Source organism: Enterobacter sp. UPMP701 (assembly GCF_053709515.1).
This window is the reverse complement of the sequence record NZ_JBSKJN010000003.1, coordinates 180263-197466: the sequence shown is the minus strand read 5'-3', so window position 1 is coordinate 197466 and position 17204 is coordinate 180263. Positions and strand designations below refer to the sequence as shown.

Annotated in this window: 9 protein-coding genes; 8 read left to right on the top strand and 1 reads right to left on the bottom strand. The window is 60.0% G+C overall.

Annotated features, from left to right (window positions below):
- The first annotated feature begins 254 nt into the window (after positions 1-254).
- A complete protein-coding gene (locus ACWKXT_RS09590; protein ID WP_454532312.1) occupies positions 255-3584 on the top strand; it encodes a diguanylate cyclase in 3330 nt (1109 codons plus the stop codon).
- Here ACWKXT_RS09590 and alkA read toward each other — a convergent pair.
- Entirely contained in the window at positions 3549-4421 is an 873-nt protein-coding gene (gene alkA / locus ACWKXT_RS09585; protein ID WP_454532311.1) for a DNA-3-methyladenine glycosylase 2, read from the bottom strand. The genes ACWKXT_RS09590 and alkA overlap by 36 nt on opposite strands.
- Positions 4422-4551: 130 nt before the next feature.
- Here alkA and yegD point away from each other — a divergent pair, with 130 nt between their 5' ends.
- The 7 genes from yegD to baeR all read left to right on the top strand — a co-directional run bounded on the left by yegD (position 4552) and on the right by baeR (position 17002).
- A complete protein-coding gene (gene yegD, locus ACWKXT_RS09580; protein WP_454528552.1) occupies positions 4552-5904 on the top strand; it encodes a molecular chaperone in 1353 nt (450 codons plus the stop codon).
- Positions 5905-6064: 160 nt separating this feature from the next.
- Complete coding sequence (locus ACWKXT_RS09575) at positions 6065-7267, top strand: MdtA/MuxA family multidrug efflux RND transporter periplasmic adaptor subunit (protein ID WP_454532310.1); 1203 nt, start codon at positions 6065-6067, stop codon at positions 7265-7267.
- On the top strand, positions 7267-10389 hold the full coding sequence (locus ACWKXT_RS09570; protein WP_454532309.1) for an MdtB/MuxB family multidrug efflux RND transporter permease subunit: 3123 nt from the start codon (positions 7267-7269) through the stop codon (positions 10387-10389). The genes ACWKXT_RS09575 and ACWKXT_RS09570 overlap by 1 nt, the downstream gene beginning before the upstream one ends.
- Positions 10390-13467 (top strand): multidrug efflux RND transporter permease subunit MdtC, encoded by a 3078-nt coding sequence (gene mdtC, locus ACWKXT_RS09565; protein WP_454532308.1) that lies wholly within the window; start codon positions 10390-10392, stop codon positions 13465-13467.
- Positions 13468-14883 (top strand): multidrug transporter subunit MdtD, encoded by a 1416-nt coding sequence (gene mdtD / locus ACWKXT_RS09560; RefSeq protein WP_454532307.1) that lies wholly within the window; start codon positions 13468-13470, stop codon positions 14881-14883.
- Entirely contained in the window at positions 14880-16283 is a 1404-nt protein-coding gene (gene baeS, locus ACWKXT_RS09555) for an envelope stress sensor histidine kinase BaeS (protein WP_454528547.1), read from the top strand. The genes mdtD and baeS overlap by 4 nt, the downstream gene beginning before the upstream one ends.
- A complete protein-coding gene (gene baeR / locus ACWKXT_RS09550; RefSeq protein ID WP_454528546.1) occupies positions 16280-17002 on the top strand; it encodes an envelope stress response regulator BaeR in 723 nt (240 codons plus the stop codon). The genes baeS and baeR overlap by 4 nt, the downstream gene beginning before the upstream one ends.
- The last annotated feature ends 202 nt before the right edge of the window (positions 17003-17204 follow it).

Sequence of the window (17204 nt, the reverse complement as noted above, 5' to 3'; positions counted from 1 at the left end):
ACCAGTCGAATGCGCAGGTTATGCGAGACAGCCTGAAAAGTGACGCATTGTTCCCTGAGTGAAATTTTAATGACCGTTTTTTCAGCGCTAAACATGGATTTTTTAGCGAGTAACTATTTAATAAGTCTATGATGTCAAATTATGAGCAGCCGCCATATGAATTGTAAATTGTTTGTACTAGCATAAACCAAATTATCAAATTCACTCGTGCGGACTTCTCTCCTGACGGCATGGCGTCTCTGGATAAAGCGGTAATGAATAAACAATACCAGCGGGTTTTGGTTACTACCCCACATCCTTTATTGCGACTTGTCTGTCTGGGCCTGGTCACCTTTATCTTTACCTTATTTTCGCTGGAGCTGACCCGCTTCGGCACCCTGCTGGCCCCGCTCTGGTTTCCCACTGCTATTATGATGGTGGCGTTTTACCGCCATGCAGGGAAAATGTGGCCCGGCATAGCCCTGGCCTGCTCGTTCGGCAATATTCTGGCCTCGTGGATGCTGTTCTCCTGGGAGGAGATAAGCCTTGCCTTTACCTCAATAAACGTTATTGAGGCCTTCATTGGCGCAGTGTTACTGCGTAAGCTGCTCCCGTGGTATAACCCGCTGCAAAATTTAAACGACTGGGTGCGTCTGGCCATTGGCAGCGCGCTGGTGCCGCCGCTGGTAGGCGGCATTCTGGTCTATTTGCTGGTCCCCGCTCCCGAGCCGCTGCGTAATTTTATCGTCTGGGTGCTCTCTGAATCCATCGGCGCGCTGGCTCTGGTGCCGCTGGGACTGCTGTTTAAACCTCACTATCTGCTGCGCCACCGTGACCCGAGACTACTGCTGGAAACGCTGGTCACTATGGCCGTCACGCTGGCTCTCAGCTGGGCCTCCATTACCTGGCTGCCGTGGCCCTTTACCTGCGTGATCGTTCTGCTGATGTGGAGCGCCGTGCGCTTGCCGCGAATGGAAGCCTTCATGGTATTTCTGGTCACCGTCATGGTCGTGTCACTGATGATTGCCCGGAACCCGACCGCGCTGACCACCCAACATGCGGGCCCTATGCTGAACGCGCCGTGGCTGCCGTTCCTGATGCTGCTTCTCCCTGCTAACGTGATGACCATGGTGATGTATGCCTTCCGCGCCGAACGTAAACACATCACCGAAAGCGAAGAGCGTTTTCGCAATGCGATGGAGTATTCCGCCATCGGTATGGCGCTGGTCAGCATTGAGGGGCAGTGGCTTCAGGCCAACAAGGCATTGTGCAATTTCCTCGGTTACAGCCAGACGGAACTGCAGTCTCTCACCTTCCAGCAGCTCACCTGGCCGGAAGATCTGCATACCGACCTGGAACAGCTGGAGCAGCTGGTTAACGGCGACATCAACACCTACACCCTTGAGAAGCGCTACTACACGCGCAACGGTGAGGTCGTCTGGGCGCTTCTGGCCGTTTCCGTTGTGCGCCATGCTGATGGCTCACCGCTCTATTTTATCGCCCAGATTGAAGATATTAACGACCTGAAGCAGACCGAGTGGGTGAACAAACGCCTGATGGAGCGCATTACGCTGGCCAACGAAGCGGGCGGCATCGGCATCTGGGAGTGGGATCTGGAGCCTGACATCATCAGCTGGGATAAGCGGATGTTCGAGCTGTATGAAATCCCGCCGCACATCAAGCCTACCTGGCAGCTCTGGCACGACGCCATGCTGCCGGAAGATCGCGCGCATGCTGAAAAAGTGCTGCGGGATTCACTGGTTTCCCGTCTGCCGTTTAAGCTGGAATTCCGCATCCGCGTGAAAGAAGGCGTGCGCCATATTCGATCTCTGGCAAACCGGGTACTGAATAAAGAGGGTGAAGTCGAACGGTTGCTCGGCATCAATATGGATATGACCGAGGTGAAACAGCTTAACGAGGCGCTGTTCCAGGAAAAAGAGCGTCTGCATATTACCCTCGACTCCATCGGTGAAGCGGTGCTCTGTACCGATATCGATATGAACGTCACCTTTATGAACCCGGTCGCCGAGAAGATGAGCGGCTGGCTGCAAACCGAGGCCATCGGCCAGCCGATCCTGAAGGTGTTACACATCACCTTTGGTGAGCAGGGTCCGCTGATGGAAAACATTCACAGCGGCGATATGTCTCGCTCAGATATCGACCAGGACGTGGTGCTGAACTGCCGCACCGGGGGATCGTTCGATATCCATTACAGCATTACGCCGCTCAGCACGCTCGAGGGGAAAAGTATTGGCTCGGTGATTGTTATTCAGGATGTCACTGAATCGCGCAAAATGCTGCGCCAGCTGAGCTATAGCGCGTCACACGATGCCCTGACCCACCTGGCAAACCGCGTCAGCTTTGAAAACCATCTCAAACGACTTCTGCAAACCGTGCGTGAGACGCGTCAGCGTCATGCGCTGGTCTTTATCGATCTGGACCGCTTCAAAGCCGTCAACGATAGCGCAGGCCATGCGGCGGGGGATGCCCTGCTGCGGGAACTCTCTTCCATGATGTTAACCCTGCTCCGCTCCAGCGACGTGCTGGCGCGTCTGGGTGGAGACGAGTTCGGGCTGCTGCTGCCGGACTGCAATATTGAGAGCGCGCGCTATATCACCGGTCGCCTGATCCATACCATTAATGACTATCACTTTATGTGGGAAGGCCGCCTGCACCGGATTGGCGCCAGCGCGGGGATCACGCTGATTGATGAAAATAACAACCAGGCGTCAGAAGTGATGTCGCAGGCGGATATTGCCTGTTATGCCTCGAAAAACAGCGGGCGCGGCATCGTGACGGTTTATGAACCCCAACAGGAGCGGGACCGCAGCACGCGCAGCATGCTGTCGCTGGACGAGCAGTGGCACATGATCAAAGACAATCATCTGATGATGATAGCCCGCAGCGTCGCCTCACCGCGCATACCGGAGAGCTGTAACTTCTGGCTGATTTCGCTGCGCCTGTGGACCAGCCAGGGCGAGGTGCAGGAGGAGCATGCCTTCCGCGCTGGTCTGGCTGAGCCTGAGCTGCTGCATGCCCTCGACAGACGCATTTTCGGTGAGTTTTTCCGTACATATGCGGCCCAGGTTGCCAGCAAGGGGATGGGCGTGGCGCTGCCGCTTTCTGCGGCCGGTTTAGCCAGCGTGACGCTGGTGGATGAACTCCTCGACCTGCTTGATAACAGCGCCATGCCGGGCCGTCTGCTGCATCTGGTTATCCCCGCCGACGTGGTGTGTCACCCGGATGAGAATCTGCAGCGGGGTTTGCAAAAGCTTCGTCAGGCGGGCTGCCGCGTGATCTTCAGCCAGACAGGACGCGACATGAACGTCTTCACCCACCTGAGCCCAAACATGGCCGATTATCTGATGCTGGATGCAGAAGTGGTGAGCAACGTATATGGCAATCTGATGGACGAGATGATGGTGACCATCGTTCAGGGCCACGCCCAGCGTCTGGGGATGAAGACCATCGCGGGTCCGTGTAATCAGCCCATCATGATGGATACGCTGTCCGGCATCGGCATTGATTTTATCTATGGTGACACCATCGCCGAGCCACAGCCGCTTGATCTACTGCTTAACACCAGCTATTTCGCCATCAACTGACGGTGCCCAGCCGTCGGTATACCAGATGTGCAGCAGCGCGTAAGAACGCCACGGCTGCCAGCGCTGGGCATAGCGACGAATTTGCGCGGGGGTCATCCCGGCGAAACGTTGCTTAATCAGATAATCATCCGGAAGAAACACATCTTTCGCCTGCCAGCCGCGCAGGGCCAGGTAGTTTGCCGTCCAGCGTCCGATCCCCGGCCGCTGCTGTAACGCCTTCATGCCCGCCTCAACGTCTTCAGGCGGCGTCAGCGGAAAGGTGCCGTCAACCACCGACTGCGCCAGAAGAATCAGCGACTCCGCGCGTTTTACCGGCATCCCGAGCGCTTTGAGCGCCAGCGGATCGGCAGCCGCCAGCGCTTGCGGGGAGGGAAAGCAGACATAACCCGGTGCATCTTTCACCGGCTCACCGCACAGGGCGACAACGCGGGATGCCAGTTTCGCCGCCATCGCCACGCTCACCAGCTGTCCGAGGATCGCCCGGACGCCCTGCTCGTACGCATCTATCGCCCCCGGCAAACGTAAGCCTGGCCGGGCAGCACCGAGATCGCCCAGCGTATCCGCGACGTGCTGCGGGTTGCAGGCGAGATCGAACAGGCGCGCGATGCGTTCAAGACACGTTTGAGCCACCGGAACTAAACCCGGGCTGAGCGTCACAGTCAGCGTATGGGTGGCGATATCCGGCGTCACGCGAAAGATCCCCTGATGGCCCTCGCAGGCAAAGCTGCGCTCGTAATAATCGCTCGTGACGGTTTCAATGCCCGTCACCGCACGGGCGCCGAGAAAGCCAAACATCCATTGCCAGTCGTAGGGAGGTTGCCAGGTCAGGGTATACATTATTGCTCCTTTTTTATTCCTCTCAGGATAAACGGAAAAGCGGTGTTTCGCCTTGCTTTCATATTCCTGTTGTCGCCATGCAGACATTTCGTTAAAGTCTCGCCCCTTCTCACCGGCATGGGGATTCATTGTGTTTATCGGATTTGACTACGGTACGGCAAACTGCTCGGTTGCGATCATGCAAAACGGACAACCGCAGCTTCTTAAAATGGAAAAAGAGAGCACGCTGCTGCCGTCAATGCTCTGCGCGCCGACGCGTGAAGCGGTGAGCGAGTGGCTGTTCCGCCACCATCAGGTTCCTGCTACCGCAGCGGAAACCCAGGCGCTGCTGCGTCGGGCGGTCAGCTTTAACCGTGAGGAAGATATCGACGTTACCCCGTCCAGCGTACAGTTTGGCCTCTCTTCGCTCGGGCATTACATCGAAGACCCGGAAGAGGTCTACTTCGTTAAATCGCCAAAATCCTTCCTCGGCGCCAGCGGCCTGAAGCCGCAGCAGGTGGCGATGTTTGAAGACCTGGTGTGCGCGATGATGCTGCATATCCGCAATCAGGCGCAGTCGCAGGTACCGGATGCGATCACCCAGGCGGTGATTGGCCGTCCGATCAACTTCCAGGGGCTGGGCGGCGACGAGGCCAACCAGCAGGCGCAGGGGATCCTTGAACGCGCGGCACTCCGCGCAGGCTTCCGCGACGTGGTGTTTCAGTATGAGCCGGTTGCGGCGGGGCTGGATTTTGAAGCCACGCTGACGGAAGAGAAACGGGTTCTGGTCGTCGACATCGGGGGCGGTACCACCGACTGCTCGCTGCTGCTGATGGGCCCGCAGTGGCATAGCCGTCGCGACCGCGAAAACAGCCTGCTTGGGCACAGCGGCTGCCGCGTCGGCGGTAACGATCTTGATATCGCCCTGGCATTCAAGAGCCTGATGCCGCTGCTCGGCATGGGCGGGCAAACCGAAAAAGGGATCGCCCTGCCGATCCTGCCGTGGTGGAACGCGATTGCCATCAACGATGTGCCTGCGCAGAGTGATTTTTACAGCACCGCGAACGGGCGCTTTCTCAACGACCTGGTGCGCGACGCGCAGGATGCGGAGAAGGTCGCCCTGCTCTATAAAGTGTGGCGTCAGCGCCTGAGCTACCGCGTGGTGCGCACGGCGGAAGAGAGCAAAATCGCCCTCTCGGATCGTCCAGAGCATGCGGTGTCGTTACCCTTCATCAGCGACGATCTGGCTACGGCGATCTCTCAGGAAGGGCTGGAGACGGCGCTCGCGCAGCCGCTGCAGCGCATTCTGGAGCAGGTCCAGCTGGCGCTGGAGAACGGCAAAGAGAAGCCGGACGTCATTTATTTGACCGGCGGTAGCGCCCGTTCGCCGCTGATCAAAAAAGCGCTGGCGGAACAGCTGCCGGGCATTCCAATTGCCGGCGGCGATGACTTTGGCTCCGTTACCGCGGGGCTGGCGCGCTGGGCGCAGGTGATGTTTAGCTAGTGTTGTTGTGCCGGGTGGCGGCTTCGCCTCACCCGGCTAAAAAGAGCACCACACTCAGACCATTCCTGACAGTCTTCCATATTTCCTCCATTTTTCCGCTGTGTTAGCTGACTAAACTAGTATCATTCCCCGAAGTGTTTCAGGATGAGAACGTATAACGATGAAAGGCAGTAACAAATCCCGCTGGGCAATCGCCGCTGGCATCATTGTGGTGGCCGTTGCCGCCGCCTGGTACTGGCACAGCCAATCCGTAAATTCCGCAGCCCCCGCCGGTGCCAATAACGCACCGCAGCGCCCGGCAGGCGGTGGCCGTCACGGCATGCGTGGCGGCGCGCTGGCACCAGTGCAGGCGGCAACGGCGGTGAGTAAAGCCGTTCCGCGTTATCTGACCGGTCTCGGCACGATTACCGCCGCGAACACCGCCACGGTGCGCAGCCGCGTCGACGGTCAGCTCATCGCGATCCACTTCCAGGAAGGTCAGCAGGTCAAAGCGGGCGATCTGCTGGCCGAAATCGACCCGAGCCAGTTTAAAGTCGCCCTCGCTCAGGCGCAGGGGCAGCTCGCGAAAGACAAAGCCACCCTCGCCAACGCCCGACGAGATTTAGCGCGCTACCAGCAGCTGGTGAAAACGAACCTGGTATCGCGTCAGGAGCTGGACACCCAGCAGTCGCTGGTCAGCGAAACGCAGGGCACCATCAAAGCCGATGAGGCCGCCGTCGCCAGCGCACAGCTGCAACTGGACTGGAGCCGCATCACCGCGCCGATTGACGGGCGCGTGGGCCTGAAGCAGGTTGATATCGGTAACCAGATCTCCAGCGGCGACACCACGGGCATCGTGGTGATCACCCAGACCCACCCGATTGATTTAGTCTTTACCCTGCCGGAAAGCGATATCGCCACCGTCATGCAGGCGCAAAAAGCCGGCAAAGGCCTGGTGGTGGAAGCCTGGGACCGCACCAACAAGCAGAAGCTGAGCGAAGGTACGCTGCTCAGCCTGGACAACCAGATCGATACCACCACCGGCACCATCAAGCTGAAGGCGCGCTTTAACAACCAGGACGACGCCCTCTTCCCGAACCAGTTCGTTAACGCGCGAATGCTGGTCGCCACTGAAGAGAATGCGGTGGTGATCCCCACCGCTGCGCTGCAGATGGGTAACGAAGGTAGTTTCGTCTGGGTGCTTAACAGCGACAATAAGGTCAGCAAGCATCTGGTGAAAACCGGTATTCAGGACAGCCAGACGGTGGTGATTGCCGCCGGTCTTTCCGCGGGCGACCGCGTGGTCACCGACGGCATCGACCGTCTGACCGAAGGGGCCAAAGTGGAAGTGGTTGAACCTGCTAAACAGGGAGAGAAATCCTGATGCAGGTGATGCCGCCAGGCTCTACAGGTGGGCCGTCACGCCTGTTTATCCTCCGTCCTGTCGCCACCACGCTGTTGATGGTGGCGATCCTGCTCGCCGGGATTATCGGCTACCGCTTCCTGCCCGTTTCGGCGCTGCCGGAAGTGGATTACCCCACCATTCAGGTGGTGACGCTCTACCCTGGCGCCAGCCCGGACGTGGTGACGTCCGCCATTACCGCACCGCTGGAGCGCCAGTTTGGTCAGATGTCCGGGTTAAAACAGATGTCCTCCCAGAGTTCCGGCGGGGCGTCCGTCGTGACGCTGCAGTTCCAGCTGACGCTGTCGCTGGACGTCGCCGAGCAGGAGGTGCAGGCCGCGATTAACGCCGCCACCAACCTGCTACCGTCGGACCTGCCTAACCCACCGGTCTACAGCAAGGTGAACCCGGCGGATCCGCCGATCATGACCCTCGCCGTCACCTCCTCCGCCATGCCGATGACGCAGGTGGAAGATATGGTTGAAACCCGCGTGGCGCAGAAGATTTCTCAGGTCTCCGGCGTCGGCCTCGTCACCCTGGCGGGCGGCCAGCGCCCCGCCGTCCGTGTGAAGCTAAACGCGCAGGCCATTGCCGCGCTGGGTCTGACCAGCGAAACCATCCGCAGCGCCATCAGCAACGCGAACGTCAACTCGGCGAAAGGCTCGCTGGACGGCCCAACCCGCGCCGTGACGCTCTCTGCCAACGATCAGATGCAGTCCGCCGACGAGTACCGTCAGCTGATTGTGGCCTACCAGAACGGTGCGCCGATCCGCCTGGGCGACATCGCCACCGTAGAACAAGGCGCGGAAAACAGCTGGCTGGGGGCGTGGGCCAACAAGCAGCAGGCGATCGTGATGAACGTTCAGCGTCAGCCGGGTGCTAACATCATCGAAACCGCCGACAGCATCCGCACCATGCTGCCGCAGCTGATCGAAAGCCTGCCGAAATCGGTCAGCGTGAAGGTGCTTTCCGACCGCACCACTAACATTCGCGCGTCGGTCACCGACACCCAGTTCGAGCTGATGCTGGCGATTGCGCTGGTGGTCATGATCATTTACCTGTTCCTGCGTAACGTCCCGGCGACCATCATTCCCGCCGTCGCCGTGCCGCTCTCGCTGGTCGGCACCTTTGCGGTGATGGTGTTCCTCGATTTTTCGATTAACAACCTGACGCTGATGGCGCTCACCATCGCCACCGGCTTTGTGGTGGATGACGCCATCGTCGTTATTGAGAATATCTCGCGCTATATCGAGAAAGGCGAAAAGCCGCTGGCCGCCGCGCTGAAGGGCGCGGGGGAAATCGGCTTTACCATTATCTCGCTCACCTTCTCGCTGATTGCGGTGCTGATCCCGCTGCTGTTTATGGGCGATATCGTCGGGCGTCTGTTCCGCGAGTTTGCCGTGACGCTGGCGGTGGCCATTTTGATCTCCGCCGTGGTGTCGCTGACCCTGACGCCGATGATGTGCGCCCGCATGCTGAGCCACGAGTCCCTGCGCAAGCAAAACCGCTTCTCCCGCGCCTCCGGGCGCATGTTCGAGCGGATTATTGCGGCCTATGGTCGCGTGCTGGCGAAAGTGCTCAACCATCCATGGGCAACCCTCGGCGTGGCGCTGGGTACCCTGGCGCTCAGCGTGATGCTGTGGATTTTTATCCCGAAAGGCTTCTTCCCGATTCAGGACAACGGCATTATTCAGGGCACGCTTCAGGCCCCGCAGTCGGTCTCGTTCGCGAACATGGCCCAGCGCCAGCAGCAGGTGTCTGAGATCGTGATGAAGGATCCGGCGGTAGAGAGCCTGACCTCCTACGTGGGGGTGGATGGCACCAACCCGTCGCTCAACAGCGCGCGTCTGCAGATCAACCTCAAGCCGCTGGATGAACGCGACGATCGCGTCAACGCCGTCATTGAGCGTCTGCAAAACGCCGTCGCGCGCGTGCCGGGCGTTGAGCTTTACCTGCAGCCGATTCAGGATTTGACCATTGATACCCAGGTCAGCCGCACGCAGTACCAGTTCACGCTGCAGGCCACCTCGCTGGACGCGCTCAGCACCTGGGTGCCGCAGCTGGTGAATAAGCTTAACACCCTGCCGCAGCTCGCCGACGTCAGCAGCGACTGGCAGGACAAAGGCCTGGCGGCCTACGTGAACGTCAACCGCGATACCGCCAGCCGTCTGGGCATTACCATGGCGGACGTAGATAATGCTCTGTACAACGCCTTTGGTCAGCGTCTGATCTCCACCATCTACACCCAGGCGAACCAGTATCGCGTGGTGCTGGAGCACAACACGGAAAACACGCCCGGCCTGGCCGCACTGGATTCGGTACGCCTGACCAGCAAAGACGGCGGTATTGTGCCGCTGAGTGCCATCGCCACGGTGGAAGAACGCTATACCCCGCTGTCGATTAACCATCTGGATCAGTTCCCGTCCACCACCATTTCATTTAACGTGCCGGACGGTTACTCGCTGGGCGAAGCGGTGGAGGCCATTCAGGCTGCTGAAAAAGAACTCAGCTTCCCGTCCGATATTCAGACCCAGTTCCAGGGCAGCACGCTGGCGTTCCAGGCCGCACTGGGGAATACCATCTGGCTAATCATGGCCGCGGTGGTCGCAATGTATATCGTCCTCGGCGTGCTGTATGAAAGCTTTATCCACCCGATCACCATCCTCTCTACCCTGCCGACGGCGGGCGTGGGGGCGCTGCTGGCGCTGATGCTGGCGGGCAGCGAGCTGGACGTCATTGCCATTATCGGCATCATCCTGCTTATCGGCATCGTGAAGAAAAACGCCATCATGATGATTGACTTCGCCCTGGCCGCCGAGCGCGAGCAGGGCATGTCGCCGCGCGATGCCATCTTCCAGGCCTGCCTGCTGCGTTTTCGTCCGATCCTGATGACCACGCTGGCCGCCCTGCTGGGCGCGCTGCCGTTAATGCTCAGCACCGGCGTCGGCGCGGAGCTGCGCCGCCCGCTGGGTATTGGTATGGTCGGCGGTCTGCTGGTGAGCCAGGTGCTGACGCTGTTTACCACGCCGGTGATTTATCTGCTGTTTGACCGCCTGGCGCTGTGGACCAAAAGCCGTTTCCCGAAACGTGAAGAGGAGGCGTAAGTGAAGTTTTTCGCCCTCTTCATTTACCGTCCGGTGGCGACGATTTTACTTTCTGTCGCCATTACCCTTTGCGGCGTGCTGGGCTTCCGGCTGCTGCCTGTCGCCCCGCTGCCGCAGGTGGATTTCCCGGTGATCATGGTCAGCGCCTCGCTGCCAGGAGCGTCACCGGAGACCATGGCCTCGTCGGTTGCCACGCCGCTGGAGCGTTCCCTTGGGCGGATTGCGGGGGTCAACGAGATGACCTCCAGCAGCTCGCTGGGCAGCACGCGCATCATTCTGGAGTTCAGCTTCGACCGGGATATTAACGGTGCGGCGCGCGACGTGCAGGCGGCCATCAACGCCGCGCAAAGCCTGCTGCCGAGCGGGATGCCGAGCCGTCCGACCTATCGCAAGGCCAACCCGTCCGATGCGCCGATCATGATCCTGACGCTGACCTCGGACACCTATTCTCAAGGGCAGCTTTACGACTTTGCGTCGACCCAGCTGGCGCAGACAATCTCACAAATTAACGGCGTGGGTGACGTGAGCGTCGGCGGTAGTTCTCTACCCGCCGTGCGCGTGGGCCTGAATCCGCAGGCGCTTTTTAACCAGGGCGTGTCGCTGGACGACGTGCGCTCCGCCATCAGCAACGCCAACGTGCGTAAACCGCAGGGGGCGATTGAGGACAGCAGCCACCGCTGGCAGATCCACACTAACGACGAGCTAAAAACCGCCGCGGAATATCAGCCGCTCATTATTCACTACAACAACGGCGCGGCGGTACGCCTGAGCGACGTTGCCAGCGTCACCGACTCGGTGCAGGACGTGCGTAACGCCGGGATGACCAACGCTAAACCGGCCATTCTGCTGATGATCCGCAAGCTGCCGGAAGCGAACATCATTGAGACGGTGAACAGCATTCGCGCCCGCCTCCCGGAGTTGCAGGAGACCATCCCGGCGGCAATCGATCTGCAAATTGCGCAGGATCGCTCCCCGACCATTCGCGCCTCGCTTGAAGAGGTGGAGCAAACGCTGATTATCTCCGTCGCACTGGTGATCCTGGTGGTGTTCCTGTTCCTGCGCTCCGGCCGCGCGACGCTGATCCCGGCGGTGGCCGTGCCGGTGTCGCTGATCGGCACCTTTGCCGCCATGTACCTGTGCGGCTTTAGCCTCAACAATCTGTCGCTGATGGCGCTGACAATTGCCACGGGCTTTGTGGTGGATGATGCCATCGTGGTGCTGGAAAACATTTCCCGCCACCTGGAAGCGGGCGTGAAGCCGCTTCCGGCCGCGCTGCAGGGCACGCGTGAAGTGGGCTTTACTGTGCTCTCCATGAGCCTGTCGCTGGTGGCGGTATTCCTGCCGCTGCTGCTGATGGGCGGGCTGCCGGGCCGGCTGCTGCGTGAGTTTGCCGTCACGCTCTCGGTCGCCATCGGGATTTCGCTGGTGATTTCCCTGACGCTGACGCCGATGATGTGCGGCTGGATGCTCAAGCGCAGCAAGCCGCGCTCGCAGCCGCGCCGCAAAGGCTTTGGTCGCTTCCTGATGGCGATGCAGGAAGGCTACGGCAAATCGCTGAAATGGGTGCTGAACCATACACGGCTGGTCGGGCTGGTGCTGATTGCCACCATTGGACTTAACGTCTGGATGTACATCACCATCCCGAAAACCTTCTTCCCGGAGCAGGATACCGGCGTGCTGATGGGCGGTATTCAGGCGGACCAGAGCATTTCGTTCCAGGCGATGCGCGGCAAGCTGCAGGACTTTATGAAGATCATCCGGGAAGACAACGCCGTGGATAACGTGACCGGCTTTACCGGCGGGTCACGCGTTAACAGCGGGATGATGTTTATTACCCTGAAACCGCGCGGCGAGCGCAACGAAACCGCCCAGCAGGTAATTGATCGTCTTAGAGTGAAGCTCGCCAAAGAGCCGGGTGCAAACCTGTTTTTGATGGCCGTTCAGGATATCCGCGTCGGCGGGCGTCAGGCGAACGCCAGCTATCAGTACACGTTGCTCTCGGACGATTTAGCCGCCCTGCGCGAGTGGGAGCCAAAGATCCGCAAGGCGCTGGCCGCCCTGCCCCAACTGGCGGACGTCAACTCCGATCAGCAGGATAACGGCGCGGAGATGGCCCTGACCTACGACCGCGAAACCATGTCGAGGCTGGGCATTAACGTTGAAGCCGCCAACAGCCTGCTGAACAACGCCTTCGGCCAGCGCGAGATCTCCACCATCTATCAGCCGATGAACCAGTACAAGGTGGTGATGGAGGTGGACCCGCGCTACACCCAGGACATCAGCGCGCTGGATAAAATGTTTGTCATTAACAGCGACGGCAAGGCGATACCGCTCTCCTACTTCGCCAGCTGGCGGCCGGCCAACGCGCCGCTGTCGGTGAACCATCAGGGGCTGTCGGCGGCGTCGACCATCTCCTTTAACCTGCCCGCCGGTTCATCACTTTCCGAGGCCAGCGACGCGATCAACCGCGCGATGACGCAGCTTGGCGTGCCGTCCACCGTGCGCGGCAGCTTTGCCGGGACCGCACAGGTGTTCCAGGAGACGATGAACTCGCAGGTGATTTTGATTCTGGCCGCCATTGCCACGGTCTATATTGTGCTGGGCGTGCTGTACGAGAGCTACGTTCACCCGCTGACCATTCTCTCGACGCTGCCGTCGGCGGGCGTGGGGGCGCTGCTGGCGCTGGAGCTGTTCGGCGCGCCGTTCAGCCTGATCGCGCTTATCGGGATTATGCTGTTAATCGGCATTGTGAAGAAAAATGCCATTATGATGGTCGACTTCGCGCTGGACGCCCAGCGTAACGGCAACCTGACGCCGGAGGAGGCGATTTTCCAGGCCTGCCTGCTGCGCTTCCGCCCGATCATGATGACCACCCTGGCGGCACTGTTCGGTGCCCTGCCGCTGGTGATATCGGGCGGTGACGGTTCCGAGCTGCGCCAGCCGCTGGGGATCACCATTGTCGGCGGGCTGGTGATGAGCCAGCTACTGACGCTGTACACCACGCCGGTGGTCTATCTGTTCTTCGACCGCCTGCGGCTGCGCTTTTCGCGTAAAAACAGAACCACGGTGACCGGGTAAATGACTGAGCTTCCCAGCAGCGTTCGCTGGCAATTATGGATAGTCGCCTTCGGCTTCTTTATGCAGTCGCTGGATACGACCATCGTCAACACCGCCCTCCCCTCGATGGCGAAAAGCCTGGGGGAGAGTCCGCTACATATGCATATGGTGATTGTCTCCTACGTGCTGACGGTGGCCGTAATGCTGCCTGCCAGCGGCTGGCTGGCGGATAAAGTGGGGGTGCGGAATATCTTCTTTACCGCCATCGTGCTGTTTACCACCGGCTCGCTGTTTTGCGCCCAGGCCAACACCCTCGACCAGCTGGTGATGGCCCGCGTGCTGCAGGGCGTTGGCGGGGCGATGATGGTACCCGTCGGGCGGCTAACGGTGATGAAGATTGTGCCGCGCGAGCAGTACATGGCGGCGATGACCTTCGTCACCCTGCCCGGTCAGGTGGGGCCGCTGCTGGGCCCGGCGCTCGGCGGCATGCTGGTGGAGTACGCCTCCTGGCACTGGATCTTCTTAATCAATCTTCCTGTTGGCATCATCGGCGCTATCGCCACCCTGACGCTGATGCCAAACTACAAAATGCAGACGCGGCGCTTTGATTTCTTTGGCTTTATTCTGCTGGCGGCAGGCATGGCCACGCTCACTCTGGCGCTCGACGGGCAAAAAGGGTTGGGCATTTCGCCTCTGACGCTCGGGCTCCTGATCGCGCTCGGCGTTACCGCCATACTGTGGTACCTGTGGCACGCCAGAGGTAACGATAAAGCGCTGTTCAGTCTGAACTTGTTTAAAAACCCTACCTATCGCCTTGGCCTGTTCGGCAGCTTCGCCGGGCGCGTCGGCAGCGGTATGCTGCCGTTTATGACGCCCGTGTTTCTGCAAATTGGCATGGGATTTTCGCCGTTTCACGCGGGCCTGATGATGATCCCGATGGTGCTCGGCAGCATGGGGATGAAGCGCATCGTGGTGCAGGTGGTGAACCGCTTTGGCTACCGTCACGTGCTGGTGGCCGCCACGCTGGGGCTGGCACTGGTGAGTCTGCTGTTTATGGCCGTGGCGTTGATGGGCTGGTACTACGCTCTGCCGCTGGTGCTGTTCTGTCAGGGGATCATCAACTCCATGCGCTTCTCGTCGATGAACACCCTGACGCTGAAGGATCTGCCGGACGAACTGGCGAGTAGCGGCAACAGTCTGCTGTCGATGATCATGCAGCTCTCCATGAGCGTGGGCGTGACCGTTGCGGGGTTACTGCTCGGCATGTACGGCCAGCATCACCTCAGCGTCGACACGCCGGTGGCGCATCAGGTCTTTATGTATACCTGGCTCAGCATGGCGATCATTATCGCCCTGCCCGCTTTCATCTTCGCCAGAGTGCCGGATGATACCAGCAAGAACGTCGTCATCAGGCGCGGCAAAAGGAGTGGATCATGAAATTCTGGCGTCCGGGCATTACCGGCAAGCTCTTTGTGGCGATTTTTGCTACCTGTATCGTCCTGCTGATCACCATGCACTGGGCGGTGCGGGTCAGCTTCGAGCGCGGCTTTATTGATTACATCAAGCATGGCAATGAACAGCGCTTGCAGGGCTTAAGCGATGCGCTGAGTGAACAGTACGCCCAACATGGCAACTGGCGTTTTCTGCGCAATAACGACCGCTTTATTTTCCAGATCCTGCGCTCGCTGGAGCACGACACTGGTGACGATCGTCCGGGGCCAGGCATGCCGCCGCACGGCTGGCGCACCCAGTTCTGGGTGATTGACCAGGACATGCGTACGCTGGTGGGCCCGCGCGCGCCGATACCGCCGGACGGCACCCGCCGGGCGATTAAAGTCAATAACGCGACCGTCGGCTGGGTTATCGCCTCGCCGGTAGAACGCCTGACGCGTAACACCGACATCAACTTTGACCGCCAGCAGCGCCGGACCAGCTGGCTAATCGTCGCCCTCTCTACCCTGCTCGCCGCGCTCGCCACCTTCCCGCTGGCGCGCGGTCTGCTCGCGCCGGTAAAACGGCTGGTGGAAGGCACGCACAAGCTGGCCGCCGGGGATTTCACCACCCGCGTCGATACCCGCAGCCAGGACGAGCTGGGCAAGCTGGCGCAGGACTTTAACCAGCTCGCCAGCACGCTGGAGAAAAACCAGCAGATGCGCCGCGACTTTATGGCCGATATTTCCCACGAGCTGCGCACCCCGCTGGCGGTGCTGCGCGGCGAGCTGGAGGCGATTCAGGACGGCGTGCGCCAGTTTACACCTGAGTCGGTGGCCTCTCTTCAGGCGGAAGTGGGCACGCTCACCAAGCTGGTGGACGATCTTCATCAGCTCTCCATGTCTGACGAAGGCGCGCTGGCCTACCAGAAAGCGCCGGTGGACGTGATTAATATTCTGGAGGTAATCAGCGGCGCGTTCCGCGAGCGCTTTGCCAGCCGCAACCTGAAAATCGACCTCTCCCTGCCGGACAGCGCGGTGGTGTTTGGCGACAAAGACCGGCTGATGCAGCTGTTCAACAACCTGCTGGAAAACAGCCTGCGCTACACCGACAGCGGCGGCGGGCTGCATATTTCCGGCAAACAGGAAAACGGGCGCTTTGCCCTCACCTTCGCCGATTCCGCCCCCGGCGTGCAGGACGCGCAGCTGGAAAAACTGTTTGAACGGTTTTACCGTACCGAAGGCTCACGTAATCGCGCCAGCGGCGGCTCCGGGCTGGGGCTGGCGATTTGCGTTAACATTGTCGAGGCGCATAATGGCACCATTCGCGCCGCCCATTCGCCTTTTGGCGGGGTTAGCATTACAGTAGAGTTACCTCTGGAACGGGATTTATCGAGGGAAGCATGATCGAGTTACCGATTGATGAAAACACGCCGCGCATTTTGATTGTCGAAGACGAACCCAAGCTGGGGCAGTTGCTGATCGACTATTTACGCGCAGCCAGCTACGCCCCGTCGCTGATAAGCCACGGCGACCAGGTGCTGCCGTACGTTCGCCAGACCCCGCCGGACCTGATCCTGCTGGATCTCATGCTCCCCGGTACCGACGGCCTGACCCTGTGCCGGGAGATTCGTCGCTTCTCCGACGTGCCGATCGTCATGGTCACCGCCAAAATTGAAGAAATTGACCGCCTGCTGGGGCTCGAAATTGGTGCCGACGATTACATTTGCAAACCCTACAGCCCGCGTGAAGTGGTCGCCCGCGTGAAAACCATTCTGCGCCGCTGCAGGCCGCAGCGCGAACTGCAGGTGCTCGACGCCGAAAGCCCGCTGATAGTCGACGAAAGCCGCTTCCAGGCAAGCTGGCGCGGCAAGCTGCTGGACCTGACACCTGCGGAGTTCCGCCTGCTGAAAACCCTCTCCCACGAGCCGGGAAAAGTCTTCTCCCGCGAACAGCTGCTGAACCACCTGTATGACGATTACCGCGTGGTGACCGACCGCACCATCGACAGCCATATCAAAAACCTGCGCCGCAAGCTGGAGGCGCTGGACGCCGAGCAGTCGTTTATCCGCGCGGTGTACGGCGTGGGGTATCGCTGGGAAGCGGATGCGTGCAGGATTGCGTGACAAAATTTCCCCCTCACCCCGGCCCTCTCCCCAGAGGGGCGAAGGTGTAAAAGTCCCCTCTCCCCTCTGAGGAGAGGGTTAGGGTGAGGGGCAAAGCTTTACCTCCCTGCCCCGCAGCGCTACAATGCCCGCCCTTAAAGTGGGGGATCTCCCCTTACCGCTGCACCTGGTGCACGCGGATCTGACCTGTCATCAGAACGAG